The organism is Novosphingobium sp. BL-52-GroH (assembly GCF_044813085.1).
Classification (GTDB): Bacteria; Pseudomonadota; Alphaproteobacteria; order Sphingomonadales; family Sphingomonadaceae; genus Novosphingobium.
On record NZ_CP171152.1, the window covers coordinates 1,161,713 to 1,180,465 of the forward strand.

The following is an 18,753-nucleotide window of genomic DNA, read 5'->3' on the forward strand; positions in this document are numbered from 1 at the left end:
CGTCCGATCGCCCAAAATTCCGTCGTCGTTGCCGCTAGAGCCCGGCGGACCGCCACCATCCACGGGCTCTGCGCGCCACTCAATGCTGCTTCGTTACGTTTGCGATGACGAAGTGTTCCCGTCACAGCCTGTCCTCGCCCTACCCGGCGTATTCGAGCATGATCGTCGCCAACGGCGGCAGCGTGACCGTCGCATGTCCGCCGGCCGCCTTGACCTGGCCAAGGTTGCCCTTGCCGGTACCGCCGTAGTGCACGGAATCGCTGTTGAAGATCTCGTTCCACTTCCCCGCCAAGGGCAGAGGCACGTTGTAGTTGGTCCGCATTGCGGGCGTCATGTTGGCGATGACGGCGACCGGACTGACCCCCGGCGCCTTGCGCAGCCATGCGAAGACGGAGTTTTCGGCGTCGTCGACCACCAGCCATTCGAAGCCTTCGGCATCGCAGTCGCCTGCATGGAGCGCGCGCTTGGAGCGGTAGAGGCGATTGAGGTCCTTAACGAGATTGCGCACGCCCTCATGGGAAGGCGCATCGCGCAGTTCCCAGTCGAGTGCGCGTTCCTCGCTCCATTCGCGGCGCTGGGCGAATTCCTGGCCCATGAACAGCAGCTTCTTGCCCGGATAGCCCCACATGAAGGTGTAATAGGCGCGCAGATTGGCGAATTTCTGCCAGTCGTCGCCGCTCATCTTGCCGAGCAGGGAGCCCTTGCCGTGGACGACCTCGTCATGGCTGAGAGGCAGCACGAAGTTCTCGGAGAAGGCATAGACCAGCCCGAAAGTCAGGTCGTCGTGGTGGTAGCGCCGGTGCACCGCGTCGCGCGCCATGTAGCGCAGCGTGTCGTGCATGAAGCCCATGTTCCACTTGAAGCCGAAGCCGAGCGCGGTTTCCTTCGCCTTGCCGTCGCCTTCGTAGGCGGGCTGGGTGACGCCGGGCCACGAGGTCGATTCCTCGGCGATCGTCATGAAGCCGGGATGCTGACCGTAGAGCGCCCGGTTCGTGGCTCGCAGGAAGTCCACCGCCTCCCAGTTCTCGCGCCCGCCCTCCTGGTTGGGTATCCACTCGCCCGCCTTGCGCGAATAGTCGCGGTAGAGCATCGAGGCGACCGCATCGACGCGCAGGCCGTCGACATGGTAGCGCTCGGCCCAGAACAGCGCATTGTTGACGAGGAAGCTCGACACCTCGCGACGGCCGAAGTTGTAGATAAGCGTGTTCCAGTCGGGCTGGAAACCCAGCTTGGGGTCCTCGTGCTCGTAGAGCGCCGTGCCGTCGAAGCGGACCAGCCCGTGCTCGTCCTTCGGGAAATGGGCGGGCACCCAGTCGAGCAGGACGCCGATACCGGCGCGGTGGGCGCCATCGACGAAACGGGCGAAGCCGGCCGGCTCGCCGAAGCGCGAGGACGGGGCGAACAGCCCGGTCGTCTGGTAGCCCCACGAAGGATCGTAGGGATGCTCGCTGATCGGCATGAACTCGATATGGGTGAAGCCCATCTCGACCACGTAGGGGATCAACTCGTCCGCCAATGCGTCCCAGTCGAGGAACCAGTTCCAACGGTCGCGCTTCCATGAGCCGGGGTGGACTTCATAGATCGAGATCGGCACCTTGCGGGCATCTACCGAAGCCCAGTGCGCGCGATGCTCCTCGTCGCCCCAGTCCAGCTTGGCGGGCACCGCGGTCATCGAGGCGTTGTTCGGACGGATTTCCGCCATGAAGGCGAAGGGATCGGCCTTGAGCGGCTGCACCGAGCCGTCTGCGCCGACGATATGGTACTTGTACGCGCGGTAGTCCCCGATGTCGGGAATGAAGATTTCCCAGACGCCGATATCGACCCGGTTGCGCATGACGTGGCGCGCCGGACTCCAGTCGTTGAAGTCGCCCACGACACTAACGAGCCGAGCGTTGGGCGCCCAGACCGCGAAGTGCACGCCCTTCGCGCCCTCGTGCTCGATCAGGTGCGCGCCCAGCTTGTCGAACAGCCGGAAATGCGTGCCCTGCGCGATCAGAAGGTCGTCGACCGGCCCCAGGACGGGGCCGAAGGTATAGGGGTCGGTTACGAGCCAGTCATGCCCGCGCGCGGTGCAACGGTAACGGATCGGCTGAGGCTTGATGCGCAGCCGGGTTTCGAACAGGAAACGGTCGTCCACCTTTTCGAGCGTGCCGAGGCGATAGCCGTCGAGGCTGAACGCCTCCACGGTCTCCGCACCCGGCAGGATCGCTCGCAAGTACGTGCCGTCGGGACCGGGATGAGTTCCAAGAAGCGAGAACGGATCTGCGTTGGTTCCTTGAAGCAGGGATTCAATGGCTTTTTCCGTTGGCTTCACAGGACCTTCCAGATTTCCTTGGCGTACTCACCGATAGTCCGGTCCGAAGAGAACCACCCGACATTGGCAATGTTCCGGATCGCCGAGGCCCGCCAGCCCGCGACGTGTTCCCAGCGCGCGTCGACCTCGCGTTGGGCAGCGGCATAGGAGTCGAAATCGGCGGCGCACATGAACCAGTCGTGCTCGTAGAGGCCGTTGACGAGGCCCTCGTAGCGGGCCGGATCGTCGGGCGAGAACACGCCCGAGGCGATGGCCGAGAGTGCCTGCGAAAGCTCGAGCGATCCCTCGATGATCGCGCGTGGATTGTAGCCTTCCGCCCGCTTGGCCGCGACTTCCTGGGCGGTGAGGCCGAAGATGACGATGTTTTCGTCGCCGACGTGCTCCTTGATCTCGACGTTGGCGCCGTCGAGCGTGCCGATGGTGAGTGCACCGTTGAGCGCGAACTTCATGTTGCCGGTGCCCGAGGCCTCCATGCCCGCGGTCGAAATCTGCTCCGACAGGTCGGCGGCGGGAATGATCCGCTCGGCGTAGCTGACATTGTAGTTGGGGACGTAGACCACCTTGAGCAGCCCGCCCACCGAGGGGTCGGAATTGACGCGCCGGGCGATGTCGTTCGCCAGTTTGATGATGAGCTTGGCGTTGTGGTAGCTGGGCGCCGCCTTGCCGCCGAAGATCTTTACGCGCGGCACCCAGTCGCGCTCGGGATGGCTGCGGATCTGGTCGTAGAGCGCGACCGTCTCGATCAGGTTGAGCAGTTGGCGCTTGTATTCGTGGATGCGCTTGATCTGGACGTCGAACAGCGCGTCGGGATCGAGGCGGATGCCCATGGTCTTGCGGATATGCTCGGCAAGCGCGACCTTGTTGGCGCGCTTGACCTCGCCGATCCGCTCGCCCAGCGCGGCGTCGTCGGCCAGGGCGTTGAGGTCGGAAAGCTTCGCCGCATCGTCCAGGAAGCCGGGGCCGATGGCGTCCGTGATGACCTTCGTGAGGCCCGGGTTGCACTGCTGCAGCCAGCGACGCGGCGTGACGCCGTTGGTCTTGTTGTTGATGCGCGTGGGATAGAGCGCATGGAGATCGGCGAAGACCGTCTCCTTCATCAGTTCGGTATGCAACGCGGCGACGCCGTTGATCGAGTGCGCTCCCACGAAGGCGAGATTGGCCATGCGCACGCGTCGCTCGCCGCTCTCGTCGATGAGCGAGATCGCAGCGATCTGCCCGTCGGTCAGGCCCGCCTTGCGCGCTTCGCGCAGGACGCGGCTGTTGATCGCGTAGATGATCTGCATGTGACGCGGCAGCAGGCGCTCGAACAGCGGCAGCGGCCAGGTTTCCAGCGCCTCGGGCAGCAGGGTGTGGTTGGTGTAGGAGATGGTCTTCTTGCACACCTCCCAGGCCTCGTTGAACTCGAGCCCGTGGACGTCGACCATCAGGCGCATCAGTTCCGCCACGGCCACTGAGGGGTGGGTGTCGTTCAACTGGATCGCCGCCTTGTCCGGCAAGGTCCGGATGTCGCCGGCGTATTGCACGTGGCGGCGCACGATGTCCTGGATCGAGGCCGCAGTGAAGAAGAACTCCTGGCGCAGACGCAGCTCCTGCCCCGCCGGGCTGGAGTCGGCCGGGTAGAGCACGCGCACCAGGCTTTCGGCGCGGACCTTCTCGGCCAGTGCGCCGAAGTGATCGCCCGCGTTGAAGGCATCCAGCTTAAGCGGATCAATCGGATTGGCCGTCCATAGGCGCAGCGTGTTGACGCGCTTGCCCTTGTAGCCGACCACGGGCGTGTCGACGGCGGTTGCCTCGACCTTCTCGGCCGGGTTCCAGACGACGCCGTCGCCCTGCGCGACCACTTCGCCGCCGAAGCCGATCAGGTACGTGCTCTCGACCCGCTCGAACTCCCAGGGATTGCCGTGGGCGAGCCAGGTCTCGGGCAGTTCGATCTGCCAGCCGTCCTCGATGCGCTGGCGGAACATGCCGTTCACGTAGCGGATGCCGTAGCCGTAGGCGGGGATGTCGAGCGTCGCGAGGCTTTCCATGAAGCAGGCCGCCAACCGACCCAAACCGCCGTTGCCCAATGCCGCGTCGGGCTCCAGCTCCTCCAGTTCGGCAAGATCGAGTCCGTGCGCGGCCAGCGCCTTCTCCATCTCGCGCGTCATGCCCATGTTCGACAACGCGTCGCGCAGCAGGCGGCCGATCAGGAACTCCATCGAGAGATAATAGACCCGCTTGCCCTCGGTGTCGTAGGTGCGGCGAGTGGACTCGAACCACGCATCGATGATCTCGTCCCGCAAGGCATAGATCGCAGCCCTGTACCAGTCGTGCTGCCTTGCGGCGCGCTCGTCCTTGCCGACGCGATTTCGCAACACCCGCATGATGTGCTGATCGAGATCCGAAGGCGATGCTGGCTTGGTGTCGGACACGGGTTCGCTGGCCATGAGAGCACTCCTTGACAGGCCGCCACGAGCGCCGGTTTAGGCGCGCCCGGGCGGCGCCGGTTATCGCCAGGACGGGGGCGACGTCCCCCTCTCCCCCTTCTCCTGAGCATCATGGCTACCACAGGGTTGCGGGGCGGCAAGTCTCATTGTGCAGTGCCGCAAGATTTTCACCTAAGGTGTTACACGCAGTCCAAGGCTGGGGCGTGAGCGGGTGGCCGCAAGATCGCGCCTAGCCGACGCCCGGGATCGAGACGCGGCGACGCATTCCTTCGTGATTGCCTGGGACCTAGCGGTCGTCCTGCCACGTACAATCCTTTATCTCTATGCCGAGATCGTCGACGATTGCGCGCATTCCCAAGATGTCGAACAGCACTTCGCCCTCGCCGATGCGGCGGCGGAATTCGACTTCCTTTGCCGCGCGCGCCTCGGCATTGATCACCGCCAGTTCCAGCAGGCCGCGCGGAATCACCAGCACGCCGTCCGAATCGCCGACGATCACGTCACCGGGCTCGACCAGCACCCCGTCCACCACCAGCGGCACGTTGACGGCGGCCGGCCCGCGCTTCTTGGGATGCTCGACCGAGACGGCAGTGGACCAGACCGGATAGCCCAGTTCGCGGATTGCATCGACGTCGCGCGTGGCGCCGTGGACGACCGTGCCGGCGAGGCCCTTCGTCCTGGCGAAACCGCAAGCAACATCGCCCCAGAGCGCACCCTGGTGGCCGCCCCCGTTGGTCAGCACCAGCACGTCGCCCGCCTGCGCGGTATAGAGCGCTGCGTGGATGGCGAGATTGTCGCCGGGAAAATTCCAGGCCGTCACCGCCGGCCCGCAGACTTTCTGTCCGGGTGCGATCGGGACCATGCCGGGGCTCATGAGGCTCATGCGCCCGGCGATCTCGCCAAGGCCTTCGTGCAGGTCGGCTATACCGAACCGGGCAGCGCGTTCGAGCAACGCGGGGTCGGGACGGTGGATCCTGCTGTAGATCACGGACTTGAGGGGAACGGTCACGCAAGAATCTCCGGGTTGAGCAGCGTCGCGGGCGTCTCGCCCCGGCTGATGGTTTCGATGACGGCAGCGACGTTGAGCGCCATGTCCTTCATCCCGGCCTCGGTGACGCCGGCGACGTGGGGCGAGAGCAGGCAGTTCGGCAGGTCGAAGAGGGCATGGCCGGAGCCCGGGGGCTCGTGCTCGAACACGTCGATGCCGGCGCCGGCGATCTGGCCGCACCGCAACGCCTCGGCCAGCGCGGCTTCATTGATGATCCCCCCGCGCGAACAGTTCACCAGGATCGCATGCGGCTTCATCAAGCCCAGTTCGACTGTATCCACGAGGTTGCGAGTACCATCGGTCAGAGGCACGTGAATGGATACGATATCGCGCGCAAGCACCGCGGCAAGGTCCACCGGCTCCACCCCCGCGGCGCGCATCTCCACCTCCGGCACCATGGGATCGTACGCGGCGACATGCGCTCCGAACCCGGCGCCGCAGATCTTCGCGACATGACGGGCAATGCGACCGAAGCCGACGAGGCCGATACTGGCTCCGGTCAGGTCCCCCAGGCGGATGCCCCAGCGCTCGTCCCAGCGCTCGCCGCGGACCAGCGCGTCCATGTCGCGCGTCCGACGCAGAAGCCCCAGCATCAACGCCACCGCGCCCTCGGCGACGGCGGTGGAGTTACCGCCGCCGGGTGTGTTGGCGACCATGACTCCTTGCGCGCTCGCGGCGGGGATGGCGATGTTGTCCACTCCCGCGCCATGCTTCACGATGGCCTTCAGGTTGGACATCGAGCCAAAAATGGCCTGGCCGAGCGGGCTCGTCCGGATCACGATGACACTTGTTTCACCGGCGCGGGGGTCATTGATCCCGATCACATCGTGCGCCACGGCGATGCGTTCGACGCCGGCAGGGTGGATTGGATCGATTATGCAGACGAGTTCACGGGAACCCAACGTTTTTCCTTCCCCGAAACCTCCAGATGTATACCATCTGGCGATGTTGAGCTTAGACTTCTCGTGAAAGCTCTTTGTCTCGCGGTCAACCCGTAATAGGGCTGCCCGGCACAAGCATGTATCCGATCCGGTCCTTTGCCGTCCGGGCGATCACTTCGAGGAGAGAGCGATGTTCGCCGCGCCCCCCGCCATCACGGCCGAGGTCTTCTGCCGTATTCCCGACAGGTTCCGCCGCTTCGGCGAAACCACCGAATGGGCGCAGGTCCAGCTTCATGGTGCCGCCGCGCCCGTGTTTCTGGAAGGCCCGGTGTTCGATGCGGCCGGCAACTTGTGGGTCACCGACATCCCCTGGGGTCGCCTGTTCCGGATCGCGCCCGACGGCGAATGCGAGGTCGGCTTCGAATACGACGGCCAACCCAACGGCATGAAGTTCCTGTCCGACGGCCGCCTGCTGGTCGCCGACCACCACAAGGGCATGGTCATCTGCGATCCGGCGACCGGCAAGTCGGAACCCTGGTTCGAACGCTACCTGCTGGAGCCGTTCTTGGGTTGCAACGACCTGACCATCGCCCGGAACGGCGACATCTGGTTTACCGACCAGGGGCAGTCCGGGTGGCACAATCCCAATGGCCGTCTGTTCCGCGTGCGGGCCGGGACCGGGCGCCTCGAACTGATGTTGGACCGGATTCCCAGCCCCAACGGCCTCGTCCTCAACAAGGCGGAGACGGCGCTGTACCTAGCGGTCACCCGGGCCAATGCGGTGTGGCGCTGCCCGCTGGTCAACGGTGGCGAAGTGATCTCGAAAGTCGGCACCTACATCCAGATGTCGGGAGGTTCGGGCCCGGACGGATTGACGATCGACGCCGAGGACAACCTGGTGGTCTGCCACGTCGGCTTCGGCGCCGTATGGCTGTTCTCCAACCGTGGCGAACCGCTGCTGCGCATCGACGTTCCTGAAGGCCGCTACACCACCAACGCGGCTTACGGAGGGCCAGGCAACAAGTGGCTGTTCTTTACGGAATCCAGCACTGGCACGGTCTACAAGGTGGAAATGCCGGTGCCTGGCCGGGAGGTTTTCAACGCGAGCATTTGACGAGGCATTCGTCACTCCGTACATTGACGGGTAGTGCCATTGTGGGTCAGCCAGCCCGACTCCGGTGGGAAGAAGCTTGCATTCTCGCGGGGGAACGTCGATTATGTTGCAATGCACAATCGATTTGCCAGCACTTAGGCCGCCCCATGAGTGATACCCGACTTGAGCTGATGAGAGCCATCGCGCACAAGAAACTCGTTGCGGCGCGGTACAATGGCGCCGTCATCAGGCTGGCCCCGCACCTGCTGTTCGAACGCCATGGCGACCTGTTCCTGAGCGCTTTGAACATGAGCAAGAACTGGCGCAGCGATGACGAACGGCAGTTGGGGCAGTTCAAGCTGGCTGGCCTTGCCGCGATCGAGGTGATCGACGAAGGCTTCGATCCGCTGCCTTCGTTCCAGCCCGTGCCGCCGCGCTCCGACGACCTCCTCGTACTGACCGTCTGAAGCAGGCTGGGAACCTGATCCGGCGAAGCTGGATCAGGTGCTGTGCCGGTCCATCTGAGTGGACCGAACGCTAGGCATCATGGCCGCCCGCATCCGGACGTCCGCGCAGCGCTTCGATCAGGTCGCGCATGACCTCGGTGTCGCGCAAGTTGAGGTCGCGCTGCGGGTACGGCACCTTGATGCCGTTCTCGCGCATCAGCCGCCACAGCGTCTTGAGCACGTCGGAGCGCACGTTGTCGACGCCTTCCTCGGGGTCGGTGATCCAGCAGTGGATGACGAAGGCCACGCCATTCTCGGCGAAGCTGCCGAGCCAGACGGTGGGCGGCGGCGCGTCCAGCACACGCGGGACCGAACGCGCCGCTTCCAGCATCAGTTGCTCGGCATGCTCGATGTCCGAGGCATAGGGGATTACCACGGGCACCTGGATGCGCACGTTGCGGCTGGAATAGGACCAGTTCTCGACCTGGTTCACCATCAGGTTCTCGTTCGGGATCAGGTATTCCTTCTGGTCCCGGGTGGTCAGCGACACGGCGCGGATGCCGATGCGGCGGATCTGCCCGAAGGTGTAGTTGCCGCCCTGGTCGGTGATGGCGATGACGTCGCCCGGCTTGATCGACTTGTCCATCAGCAGGATGATGCCCGCGATCAGGTTGCCGAAGGTCTTCTGCAGGCCGAAGCCGATGGCGAGGCCGAACGCGCCGGAGAATACCGTCAGCGCCGTCAGGTCGATGCCCAGCACGTCCACGCCGATGAGGAACGCCAGGACCCAGATGAACAGGCTGACCATCTTCTCGATGAGCAGCCGCTGGGTCAGGTCGAGCCGCGTCGCACGGGCCAGCATGCGACTGGACAGCCGGCTCGCTCCCCAGGCGATCGAGATCACCAGCGCCAGCACCGCCAGCACGACGACGAGGTCCCACACCGAGAAACGCGTGGTCCCCACTTGCACGGCTAGCCTGTCGAGCGTCTTGACCACGTCGCCGACCGCGTCGCTGCGCGAGGCGACCGCGTCCTTGATCCCGTCGGCCCCGGACATGTGCCGCTGCGCCGCCGCCACGGTGGACGTAGGCGCAGGCGCCGCTGCGATGCTTGGCATGTTCACCGCCCCTGCCAGGCTACGAGCGCCTGCTCGATGTCCGCGATGAGGTCACGCGGGTCTTCCAGGCCGATGGCGAGGCGCACGCCGTGACGATCCGCTTCGTCCGCCGGTCCCGGCGGCCAAGCCATGCGACTGCGGTAGCCCGAAGGTTCGATCGGCAACGCCAGACTCTCGAATCCGCCCCACGAATAACCGATGCCGAACAGCGACAGCCCGTCGACGAAGCGGTTGCGCGCGACGGCCGTGCCGCCCTTGAAGACGAAGCTGAACAGGCCGCATCCACCGGTGAAATCGCGCTTCCAGACCTCATGCCCCGGTGCGCCCGGCAGCATCGGGCAGAGCACTTGTGCCACTTCCGGCCGCCCGGCGAGCCATTGCGCGATGGCCAAAGCGCTGTCGCTCTCGCGCTTCAACCGCAGATGCAGCGTCCGCAGGCCGCGCAGGACCAGCGCCGCGTCATCGGGCGAGACCACTGTGCCCAGTTGCTGTGCGCGTTGCCGCAGCCGGGCGTAGAGTTCCGGCCCGGCGCTGGCGCTGCCCATCATGACGTCGGAATGCCCGCCGACGTGCTTGGTCAGCGCCATCAGCGAAATATCGATGCCGCGCTCCAGCGCCGGGAAGCCGAGCGGGCTCGCCCAGGTGTTGTCGAGCACCGAGATCGCGCCCTTTTCCCGCGCGACGGCAGCAAGGGCGGCCAGGTCGCACATCTCCATCGACAGGCTGCCCGGTGCCTCGAGCAGCACCGCGCGGGTCCGTTCGCAGAACAGGGCTTCGTAGCCGGCGATGTCGAGCGGATCGAAGAACCGGGGCTCGATGCCGAAGTCGGTGAGCAGGCCCTTGCCCATGGCCCGCGACGGGTCATAGGCATTGTCGCTGATGAGCACGACGTCACCCGGCCGCAGCAGCGTCAGCATGACACCGGCGATGGCGGCGACGCCCGAAGGGTAGAGCACGGTCCCCGCCGCCCCCGGCTCCAGCGTGGTCAGCGCTTCGCTAAGCGCCCACTGGGTCGGCGCGCCGCGGCGGCCGTAGAAGAAGCGCCCGTCCTCGTTGGTACGGGGCCCCTCGAAAAGTGCGGCGGTGTCCTCGTAGAGATGCGTGCTGGCGCGCCAGACGGGCGGATTGACGACCGCCCCGGTCCATTCGCTGCGCCGCCCTGCCCCCACGATCCGGGTCGCTTCCGACAGGTCGTCCGGGTGCCTGGTAATATCCAATGTCGTCTCCGTGTATTCGCACGGGTGGACTCTAGGACATCTTCTAGACTCTAGGAAACCCCCGCGCCTGCGGGTCATGCGGTTGTCAGCCGGCAGCCCGGCGATGATCGACCGGCTGCACGGGATAATCGCGCGCGGCCTCCACTTCGCGAGCGGCCAGTTCGCGGTGCTCGCGCGGGCCGGTATCCAGGCGCAGCGGCGAGAGCCCGGCGCCACCGCCTTCGATACCCACGGTGTAGACCCGGCGCAGGATCGCCGCGCCGCTCTGCGCATCCCCATCGGAAATGACGCAAAGGCGTACCAGCGGCACGAAGAACGAGGCACCGGCGCGCTGCAAAGGCCGGATCGCATTGAGAGGGAGTTGTATCTCGCCGGAAAGCGTCGCTCTCTCGCCCGCGGCGAGGGGCGGGATGACCTTGAGCATGGCGAGCGTATCGAGCGCGGGGGCCAGTTGCTGCTCGGGCGGGATGGAGCCATGGGCGCCTATCATGTCGCCCAGCAGGCGGCCGGCGGGCAGGTCGGTGACGGCGCCGATGGACAGGCGATATTGGAGGGTTGCGTAGACTAGCGACAGGCGCAGGCCGACGGGCTCCAGCGACAGTTCGACAAGCGCGGGTGCGACAACGGGTGGAGGCGCCGCGAAGGTGGGCTGCGGTACGACCGGAGCGGCTGCGGGCGGGGTCGGCGCCCGCCCCGTGGCGGGCGTCGCCTGCGACTGCGGTATTTCAGCCTCGACGGGCTCGCCCCACTCCTCGACCGCCGGTTCGGCGCTTCGGCGGCGCAGGTATACAACGAGCGCGCCCAGCCCCACCAGGAGGACCAACGGCGTGGCCCACCACCAGAACGGCCAGTTTTCCCGCGCATCCGGGCTCGCCGCTGTCGGCGCGGCATCCATCGCCACCGCTTCGCTCGGCGCCGCAGCGGGAACGAGGGGTTCGGAAACCGCCGCGGCAGCTGGCGACGGCGACGGCGACGCATCCGGCTGCGGGACGGACGATGCTCGAGGTTCCGGAGCCGGTGTCGCGCGCGCAGCCGGCGTGGCGGAGGGCGCCGCGCGCGGTTCGGGCGAAGGCTGCGGTGCCGGCACGACGGGCGCCCGGGTGGCTGCCGGTGCCGGAGGGGTGATCGTCGGAACCGGCGTCGGCGCGGCCTGGCTCGGGCGAACCACAGGATTCTGCCCGTCGGTCGGCCCCTGCACGGTCGATGCGGTGGGCGTGCCGGTCGGCTCGGGCAGGCTCCAGGAATTGATCGACTGCGCAAACACGGGCGATCCGGCCGATCCGACGGTCCAGATCGCGGTGCCCCAAAGCGCGGTTGCGATAGCCGCGCGCGAATAGGTTGTGCTGTTGCCCCTCATAACCGTGCCACCGTCGCCCAATCCGCTGTGAACCGCGTGTTAATGCCATGGGCACACGCGACGAGCCGTTGCAAGCCCTCGCCAAACGTAGAGCCACTTGTCTTGTCGATAGCTTGACGGCATGGCTTCGGGCATGACCGAGACTCCCACACCATCCTCGATGCCGCTGCATCTGGGCCAGCAGAGCGCCCTTCCCGCCTCGCCCGAGCAGGCCGTGCTCGACTACGTTCCCAACCCGCGCGTCGGCAGCCTTTACCTGGTGCGCTTCGCCGCGCCGGAGTTCACCTCGCTGTGCCCCGTCACCGGCCAGCCCGACTTCGCGCATCTCGTCCTCGACTACGCACCGGGCGACACAATCGTCGAATCGAAGAGTCTCAAGCTGTTCCTCGGATCGTTCCGCAACCACTGCGGCTTCCACGAAGACGTCACCGTGGGCATTGGGCAGCGCCTGGTCGACGAGATGAAACCCCGGTGGCTCCGCATCGGCGGGTATTGGTATCCGCGCGGCGGCATCCCGATCGACGTGTTCTGGCAGTCTAGCGCTCCGCCCGAAGGCCTTTGGGTGCCCGACCAGGGCGTGCAGGGATATCGCGGACGAGGCTGAGGCCGAAGGTCGGCAGCCGGATCAGTAGCCCGAACTGGCGAACCGCGCCCCGTTGACGCGCGTGAGATCGATCACGCCGCTGCCGATCGAAGCCATCTGCCGGTTGTTCAGGCACTGCGCATAGACCGTGGGCGCTTCCGCCTTGCGGGCAGCCTCGGTCTCGAGCGCATCGTCGAGCCCCGCATTGCACTGGGCGCGTGTCTCGTAGGTCTGGACGGGGGTTTGCAAGCGCTCGCACGCGGTTCCGTCGTCGGAGCAGGCGAACAAGGCGAGGGCGAAGAGGGTGGCGCTCATGATGAGTCTCCTTCCTTGCCGATACAACGGGCCGGCGCGCGCATGTATCCCGCCACCGCAAGAAAAAGCGGCAGGCCGGCCAATGTCTCCCTGCGCCAAATACGGACTGGAACCGCCGGGCTCCGGGCGCGTAATAGCTCCCTCATGGACCAGACCAAAGCAAAGCTCGTCATCCGCCAGGCCACCGTCGCGGACGCGCCCGCGATCGCCCGCCTTTCCGAAAAGGTCTACGGCAAAGCCGATGCCTTCACCCGCGCCGAGATCCGCGGCCAGGTCATCAACTTCCCCGAGGGCCAGTTCGTCGCCGAGTACGAAGGCAGGGTCGTGGGCCACTGCGCGACGATGATCGTCACCGCCGACCTCGCCTTCAAACCGCACACCTGGGAGGAGATCAGCAACGGCGGCTACGGCCGCCCGCCCGCGCCGGAGGGCGACGTGCTCTACGGGTTCGAGGTCTGCGTCGATCCCGACTACCGGCGCCTGCGCATCGGTCAGCGCCTGTACCGCAAGCGCAAGGAAGTGTGCCAGTACTTCGAGTTGAAGGGCATCGCCTTCGCCGGCCGCATGCCGGGCTACTCGCGCCGCAAGCGCCACTACCCCGATCCGGCAGCCTACGTGCAGGCGGTGCAGGACAAGAAGATCCGCGACCAGGTCATCAACTTCCAGATCAACGAAGGCTACGAGCCGCGCGGCATCCTGCCCGACTATATCCCGACCGACCGCGAGAGCGGCGGCAATGCAGTCATGATGTACTGGACCAACCCGCTCGCCCCGCGTGATACCGGCAAGGCGGTTCCCGGCCTCAAGGAGCGCGTCCCTTCCAGCGTGCGCGTCGCCACCGTGCAGTTCCAGATGCGCAAGATCGAGACGATCGACCAGTTCGAAGCGCAAGTCGAATACTGGATCGACGTCGCCGCCGACTACGAAAGCGACTTCGTGGCCTTCCCCGAGCTGTTTACCCTGGAACTCCTCTCGATCGAGGAGAAGAAGCTCGAGCCGGTGGAGGCGATCGAAAAGGTCGCGACCTACACCGAGCGCTTCGTCGAGTTCATGCAGCGCATGGCGGTCAGCTACAACATCAACATCATCGGCGGCTCGCACCCCACCCGCGTCAAGCTGCGCGGCGGCAAGAGCGAGATCCGCAACATCGCCTATACCTTCCTGCGCGACGGCGCGGTGCACGAGACGCAGAAGCTGCACCCCACCCCTTCCGAGCGGCGCTGGTGGAACGTGCGCGGCGGCTACGGCGCCAACGTGATCCAGACCGATTGCGGCCCGATCGGCGTCATGATCTGCTACGACAGCGAGTTCCCCGAGCTCGCCCGCCACCTCGTCAACCAAGGCGCGCTGATGCTGTTCGTGCCGTTCTGCACCGACGAGCGCCGCGGCTACCTGCGGGTGCGCTACTGCGCCCAGGCCCGCGCGGTGGAGAACCAGTGCTACGTCGTCACCTCGGGCGTCGTGGGCAACCTGCCGAACGTCGAGAACATGGACGTCCACTACGCCGAAAGCGCGATTCTCACCCCCAGCGACTTCCCCTTCGCCCGCGACGGCGTGGCGGCGGACACCGCGCCCAACACCGAGACCATCGCCATCGCCGACCTGAGCCTCGACGCGCTGCTGACCGCGCGCCAGTCGGGCGCGGTGCAGAACCTCAAGGACCGGCGCTTCGACCTCTACCGCGTGGAATGGACGCAGACGAACGGCTAGGGCGGGGGCCCGCGGCGGTTGGACAGGACACCCCCCTAGGCGGCGGCGACGCTTGCGGCTATGGCCGATCGTATACCTGCGGATGAAATGCCCATGACCAAAGACCACGCGCCCATCGCCCCCAACGGTCCCGTTTCCCAGGGTGTCGCCAGCCAGCGCGTCGCCGACATCCTGGCCGAGCGCATCCTTGCGGGCGACCTCGCCCCGGGCGCGCGGATCAAGCAGGACGAGCTGGCCGAAGAACTCGCCACCAGCCGCATCCCGGTGCGCGACGCGCTGCGCATGCTGGAGGCCCGCGGCCTCGTCACCATGCGCGCCAATGCCGGGGCCCGCGTCACCAGCCTCACCCGCCGCGACCTCGAGGTCTCCTACGAGATCCGCGAGCGGATCGAACCCCTGCTCCTCGCCGACAGCGTGCCCCACCTCACCGACGGCGACCTGGCGGACTTGCGGGCGGTGATGGAGCGCAACGAGCGCGTCACCGACATCGACGAGGCCATCGCGCTGGGCCGCGAGTTCCACTGGATCACCTATCGCCGCCACACCACCCCCCTGCTCGCGCAGATCGTCGAGCGCGTCTGGGACACCACGCAGAGCTACCGCCGCGCCTACATGAAGCTGGCGATGGCGGGCGCCACCAGCGGCGGCGGACGCACCCACGACATCGAGCACCAGTTGCTCTACGACGCGGTCGTCAAGCGCGAGGTGGAGACCGCCCAGGCCGCGCTCGTCCTCCACATCCGCCGCACGCGCATCGGCCTGGTCCGCTACGGCCACCTTCTGGGCGGCACGGGCGATGCCGCCCCGGTCCGCTCGACGCTGCTCGACGCCGCCGAATAGCGCATCATCGTATACATCGCATGCTTGCCTGCCCGTCGCGCTGCGGGCTAGGAAAGGGCGCGACCATCGCTTTGCCTCCCGACATGAAGGAACCCTTTGCATGATTAGCCTCGATCAGGCCCGCACCCTCATCGCCGCCACCCGCGCCAAGGGCCGCGAGATGGGCCTGAACCCGCTCACCGTCGTCGTCCTCGATCCCGGCGGCCACTTCGTCGCCATGGAGCGCGAGGACGGCTCGGGCTACGGCCGTCCCGACGTCGCCGGCGGCAAGGCGGCGGGCGCGCTGGCGATGGGCGTCTCCAGCCGCAAGCTGGGCGACATGGCCGCCGAGCGTCCCCAGTTCATGGCCGCCCTTTCCGCCGCCTGGAACGGCAAGCTGATCCCTGCCGCCGGCGGCGTGCTGGTCAGGGACGCGGCCGGGACCCTTCTGGGCGCCGTGGGCGTCAGCGGCGATCTTTCGGACAAGGACGAGGAGGCCGCTTTCGCCGGCATCGCGGCAGCGGGCCTCGTCGCCGGGTAACCCCGCCCCCCGGGTGACGCCGGGTCCGGCGGCGCCGATCCACCCGCCGCAACGTGGCCCAGGTTTACACGGTTTACACTGTCCAGAAGCAAGACTTCTCGCCTTGCCCCACGAGTGGGACCTGGCCGGCGCGCGCCACCGATCCGGGGCGCCGCCGGCAAGGCTTCGCGGAGATGGGTCGGTGCTGGTCCGGTCCGGGTCATGCGGCCTATCTACGCGGTGCCGACCATGTAGGAAAACGGATTGCGCCCGTTTCCGCCAGCCGGCAGAGCCGCGCCGAGACCCAGAGGGAGGACAGTCGTGAAGCTGTGGCGGATAACGCGCGAACCCTTTCTGGCGCTCGACGGGGCGGGACCGCTCAGGTTCGGTGGCCGGTACTCGTCCGCAGGTCGCCCGGTCGTCAATCTGGCGAGCGAGGCGGGTCTCGCCGTGCTCATCGCCTTGCGCTACGCCCTGGCGGACGAGGCGAGCATGGACGCGGACTACCTGCTGGGCTGGACGGACATCGATGCCCGGCCCGAGCGCGTTCCCGCAAACCTCGCTCCGGCCGGAAAGATCTCCCACGTCGATGCCTGGCTGGATTCGCGGCGCTCGCTGCTGGCCGCAGTGTCCTCCGCGGTGCTGCCCGAGGCGGATGTCGTGCTGCTGAACCCGGCCCACCCCGATGCCGCCGGCGTGAAGCCGCTCACGGTCCGTCCGTTCCGCTTTTCCGAATGCCTGCACCGCCCGCCGATGCTGGACGCCTATCGGGGGGATGCCCGGGCCGGGAGCTGACGGCGCGGCGGCCCGCGTTCACCCCACGGCGAGGCGGACGGGCTTTTCCATCTCCAGGCGATTGCGCCCCTTGGCCTTGGCCACGAACAGCGCCATCTCGGCGCGCTCGATGGTGGAATCGAGGCTGGTGCCGATCCGCGCGACGCTGGCGCTGGCGGTCATCGCGAAGTGGCTGGTGCCCACCTTCTGCTTGAGTTCGGCCAGCGTCGTCACCACCCGCCGGCAGATGCCCTCGGCCTCCGCCGCGGTGACGCGCGGCAGGATCACCGCGAAGCGCTCCGAGCCGATGCGCGAGATGATGTCCTCGGTCCGCAGCATCTCGCGCAGCAGGTCGGAGAAGACGGTCAGCACCTCGTCCCCCACGCTCTGGCCGTACTGCATGTTGATGGTGCGGAAGAAGTCGATGCTGAACAGGCCGAGGCAGCCGTCCATTCCCGCTTCCAGCATGTGCTCGAGCATCGAGATGAAGGCAGTGCGATTGGTCAGCCCGGTCAGCGGATCGGAGTAGGTTGCGGTGAACAGCCGTTCGCTGAGCGAGCGCAGTTCGTCGACGCTGCGCATGACGCCGAGAACGCCGTAGGGTGCCCCGTCGTGGCGCAAGAGCGCGCGCAGGCGGATCTCGAACCAGCGCCTGCGCTCGTCGCGGGTGACGGCGGGGAATTCGATCCAGTCCACGTCCTCGCCGGCCATGGCCCGGGCATGGGCCCGCGCGACCTGTTGCTTGGCCTCGGGGGCGACGAGATCGAGCAGGTGCGGCCCCACCAGAGTGCCGCAATCGCCTCCGGAAACGCCCCCGGAACTGCGGTGCCCCAGTTCGGCGATGGCGGAGGTGGCGTGGACGATGAACCCCTTGGGGTCGGTCTTGAGGATCACGTCGGTCGTGCTCTCGGCCAGCATGCCGTAGAGGACCGAGCTTTCCTGGAAGGTGAAATTCATGCCCATGCCCACTTCGTCCCGGATGTCCTGCCCAAGGTGCTGAACCTGCGACCCGGCGGAATGGACCGCGGGACCGACTGGCTCCGAAATGCGAACGCGACTGTTATGCTGTAGACAAACAGATCATGCCCGCACCTTCTGCAATATATGTAAATCCATCACCCTAATTTTAGACAATTAGTTTTGTTAACTAACAGAACTAAATTAATCTATTCTTATCAGAATGTTTACCATCGATTGACGGAGTCGGAAATACGGAAAGTGGTGGGCATTCAATTAGAATGGTTAAGGGCCGGCAGAGGAGGACGACAGGACGGGGCGCGTCAGAGTTCTATCATGATCCGGACCTTGTCCGGGGTCGTCTCCACGGCCGCGGCGATCTGGTCGCGGCAGCGCGAGATCAGGTCGGACAATCCCGGTACGCTGCGGCTCGGCCGCAAGTCGGCGCTCTCGACGCCCAGGGCTTCGGCGATCGCCTCGATGCGCTCCTCGATCGGCCGGGCGCGTCCCTGTTCCCACGCCCAGACCGTGGGCTTGCTGACGCCGAGCCGGTTGGCGAGTTCGCCCTGAGTCAGGCCGCGCAGCTTGCGCAGGCGGTGCAGGCGCTCGCCCAGGCTTTCGCCGCCGATCGCGGAAGGTCCGGCAGGCGCCGGCGTCGGCCCCAGCCCCAGTTCGCTCTGCACGGCGCTGCGCAACTGCGCCGCGCTCAGGGTCCCGGGCGGGATCGGTCCCTCGAAGGCGCAGCCGTAGAGCCGCCCGCTGGACCAGATCACCCGGGCGCGGGCCTGCGGCGCTTCGGGAAGCTCGAGTTCGAGGGATTCGCCGATCTCCAGGTCGACCTGGCTTTCGAGCAGGACGCCGCTTTCCGAGAAGTTGTGGACGACGACCTGTGTTTCCGCGCCGGACTCCAGCGCGCCGTGGGTTTCAAGCAGCAATCGGCGCCGCTCGGCACGCGGCTGCATCCCCTGGTGCCCGTCGCTTGCCTCGTTTACTTCGAAATGGGCCGCAATGGGCATTCGTATCGCCTCCTAAGGTGTACGAAGCGTCCACTGGTGCGGTTAAGATTCGGTTAGCATCCGTGCTAATGAAGCTCCCGATTCACGATTAGGAGCCGCTTTATTCGTTGTCGGGGCCACTTTGGCGTTGCGCGGCCCCGTCTGGCCCATACCCGTGAAC

18 protein-coding genes are annotated in these 18,753 nt (G+C 66.5%); 8 read left to right on the forward strand and 10 right to left on the reverse strand.

All coding sequences use genetic code 11. The annotated features are described in order from the left end of the window. Positions 1-139 precede the first annotated feature (139 nt). From glgB to ACFFDA_RS18125, 4 genes are all read right to left on the reverse strand, one after another. Positions 140-2,314 carry a 1,4-alpha-glucan branching protein GlgB gene (gene glgB / locus ACFFDA_RS18110; protein ID WP_404482175.1) on the reverse strand — a complete coding sequence of 725 codons (2,175 nt, stop codon included), beginning with the start codon at positions 2,312-2,314 and terminating at the stop codon, positions 140-142. Beyond that, complete coding sequence (locus ACFFDA_RS18115; protein ID WP_404482176.1) at positions 2,311-4,740, reverse strand: glycogen/starch/alpha-glucan phosphorylase; 2,430 nt, start codon at positions 4,738-4,740, stop codon at positions 2,311-2,313. The genes glgB and ACFFDA_RS18115 overlap by 4 nt, the downstream gene beginning before the upstream one ends. 286 nt (positions 4,741-5,026) lie before the next feature. Next, positions 5,027-5,749, reverse strand: coding sequence for an RraA family protein (locus ACFFDA_RS18120; protein WP_404482177.1), 723 nt, complete (start codon positions 5,747-5,749; stop codon positions 5,027-5,029). Further along, complete coding sequence (locus tag ACFFDA_RS18125) at positions 5,746-6,690, reverse strand: NAD(P)-dependent oxidoreductase (RefSeq protein WP_404482178.1); 945 nt, start codon at positions 6,688-6,690, stop codon at positions 5,746-5,748. Before ACFFDA_RS18125 ends, ACFFDA_RS18120 begins: the two co-directional genes overlap by 4 nt. 169 nt (positions 6,691-6,859) lie before the next feature. Between ACFFDA_RS18125 and ACFFDA_RS18130 the strand changes: the two genes are divergently transcribed. Beyond that, complete coding sequence (locus ACFFDA_RS18130; protein WP_404482179.1) at positions 6,860-7,783, forward strand: SMP-30/gluconolactonase/LRE family protein; 924 nt, start codon at positions 6,860-6,862, stop codon at positions 7,781-7,783. Between the two features lie 146 nt (positions 7,784-7,929). Next, the gene (locus ACFFDA_RS18135; protein WP_404482180.1) at positions 7,930-8,229 is read left to right on the forward strand and encodes a hypothetical protein; all 300 of its coding nucleotides are present in this window, start codon (positions 7,930-7,932) and stop codon (positions 8,227-8,229) included. Positions 8,230-8,299: 70 nt separating this feature from the next. Here ACFFDA_RS18135 and ACFFDA_RS18140 read toward each other — a convergent pair whose 3' ends face one another. The 3 genes from ACFFDA_RS18140 to ACFFDA_RS18150 all read right to left on the reverse strand — a co-directional run bounded on the left by ACFFDA_RS18140 (position 8,300) and on the right by ACFFDA_RS18150 (position 11,365). Further along, positions 8,300-9,325 carry a mechanosensitive ion channel family protein gene (locus tag ACFFDA_RS18140; protein WP_404482181.1) on the reverse strand — a complete coding sequence of 342 codons (1,026 nt, stop codon included), beginning with the start codon at positions 9,323-9,325 and terminating at the stop codon, positions 8,300-8,302. Positions 9,326-9,327: 2 nt separating this feature from the next. Beyond that, complete coding sequence (gene metC, locus ACFFDA_RS18145) at positions 9,328-10,542, reverse strand: cystathionine beta-lyase (RefSeq protein WP_404482182.1); 1,215 nt, start codon at positions 10,540-10,542, stop codon at positions 9,328-9,330. A gap of 85 nt (positions 10,543-10,627) precedes the next feature. Then, positions 10,628-11,365, reverse strand: a complete 738-nt coding sequence (locus ACFFDA_RS18150) for a hypothetical protein (protein WP_404482183.1) — start codon at positions 11,363-11,365, stop codon at positions 10,628-10,630. Between the two features lie 4 nt (positions 11,366-11,369). Between ACFFDA_RS18150 and ACFFDA_RS18155 the strand changes: the two genes are divergently transcribed. Next, positions 11,370-11,879 carry a hypothetical protein gene (locus ACFFDA_RS18155; RefSeq protein ID WP_404482184.1) on the forward strand — a complete coding sequence of 170 codons (510 nt, stop codon included), beginning with the start codon at positions 11,370-11,372 and terminating at the stop codon, positions 11,877-11,879. 153 nt (positions 11,880-12,032) lie between these two features. Then, positions 12,033-12,503, forward strand: a complete 471-nt coding sequence (gene queF, locus ACFFDA_RS18160) for a preQ(1) synthase (RefSeq protein WP_404482185.1) — start codon at positions 12,033-12,035, stop codon at positions 12,501-12,503. A gap of 21 nt (positions 12,504-12,524) precedes the next feature. Here queF and ACFFDA_RS18165 read toward each other — a convergent pair whose 3' ends face one another. Beyond that, a complete protein-coding gene (locus ACFFDA_RS18165) occupies positions 12,525-12,797 on the reverse strand; it encodes a hypothetical protein (RefSeq protein ID WP_404482186.1) in 273 nt (90 codons plus the stop codon). A gap of 144 nt (positions 12,798-12,941) precedes the next feature. Between ACFFDA_RS18165 and ACFFDA_RS18170 the strand changes: the two genes are divergently transcribed. From ACFFDA_RS18170 to ACFFDA_RS18185, 4 genes are all read left to right on the forward strand, one after another. Beyond that, on the forward strand, positions 12,942-14,507 hold the full coding sequence (locus tag ACFFDA_RS18170) for a GNAT family N-acetyltransferase (RefSeq protein WP_404482187.1): 1,566 nt from the start codon (positions 12,942-12,944) through the stop codon (positions 14,505-14,507). Positions 14,508-14,600: 93 nt separating this feature from the next. Then, positions 14,601-15,347 (forward strand): GntR family transcriptional regulator, encoded by a 747-nt coding sequence (locus tag ACFFDA_RS18175; RefSeq protein WP_404482188.1) that lies wholly within the window; start codon positions 14,601-14,603, stop codon positions 15,345-15,347. A 100-nt stretch (positions 15,348-15,447) separates the two neighbouring features. Then, positions 15,448-15,867, forward strand: a complete 420-nt coding sequence (locus ACFFDA_RS18180) for a heme-binding protein (protein WP_404482189.1) — start codon at positions 15,448-15,450, stop codon at positions 15,865-15,867. A gap of 300 nt (positions 15,868-16,167) precedes the next feature. Beyond that, entirely contained in the window at positions 16,168-16,641 is a 474-nt protein-coding gene (locus ACFFDA_RS18185) for an RES family NAD+ phosphorylase (RefSeq protein ID WP_404482190.1), read from the forward strand. An 18-nt stretch (positions 16,642-16,659) separates the two neighbouring features. Here ACFFDA_RS18185 and ACFFDA_RS18190 read toward each other — a convergent pair whose 3' ends face one another. After that, entirely contained in the window at positions 16,660-17,583 is a 924-nt protein-coding gene (locus ACFFDA_RS18190) for a GGDEF domain-containing protein (protein ID WP_404482191.1), read from the reverse strand. Between the two features lie 317 nt (positions 17,584-17,900). Continuing rightward, complete coding sequence (locus tag ACFFDA_RS18195) at positions 17,901-18,593, reverse strand: helix-turn-helix domain-containing protein (protein WP_404482192.1); 693 nt, start codon at positions 18,591-18,593, stop codon at positions 17,901-17,903. Between the last annotated feature and the right edge of the window lie 160 nt (positions 18,594-18,753).

Coding starts and splice junctions, on each gene's coding strand:
- ACFFDA_RS18115 (WP_404482176.1), bottom strand. CDS start 4,740: ATGGCCAGCGAACCCGTGTCCGACACCAAGCCAGCATCGCCTTCGGAT.
- ACFFDA_RS18130 (WP_404482179.1), top strand. CDS start 6,860: ATGTTCGCCGCGCCCCCCGCCATCACGGCCGAGGTCTTCTGCCGTATT.
- ACFFDA_RS18135 (WP_404482180.1), top strand. CDS start 7,930: ATGAGTGATACCCGACTTGAGCTGATGAGAGCCATCGCGCACAAGAAA.
- ACFFDA_RS18140 (WP_404482181.1), bottom strand. CDS start 9,325: ATGCCAAGCATCGCAGCGGCGCCTGCGCCTACGTCCACCGTGGCGGCG.
- queF (WP_404482185.1), top strand. CDS start 12,033: ATGACCGAGACTCCCACACCATCCTCGATGCCGCTGCATCTGGGCCAG.
- ACFFDA_RS18165 (WP_404482186.1), bottom strand. CDS start 12,797: ATGAGCGCCACCCTCTTCGCCCTCGCCTTGTTCGCCTGCTCCGACGAC.
- ACFFDA_RS18170 (WP_404482187.1), top strand. CDS start 12,942: ATGGACCAGACCAAAGCAAAGCTCGTCATCCGCCAGGCCACCGTCGCG.
- ACFFDA_RS18175 (WP_404482188.1), top strand. CDS start 14,601: ATGACCAAAGACCACGCGCCCATCGCCCCCAACGGTCCCGTTTCCCAG.
- ACFFDA_RS18180 (WP_404482189.1), top strand. CDS start 15,448: ATGATTAGCCTCGATCAGGCCCGCACCCTCATCGCCGCCACCCGCGCC.
- ACFFDA_RS18190 (WP_404482191.1), bottom strand. CDS start 17,583: ATGGGCATGAATTTCACCTTCCAGGAAAGCTCGGTCCTCTACGGCATG.
- ACFFDA_RS18195 (WP_404482192.1), bottom strand. CDS start 18,593: ATGCCCATTGCGGCCCATTTCGAAGTAAACGAGGCAAGCGACGGGCAC.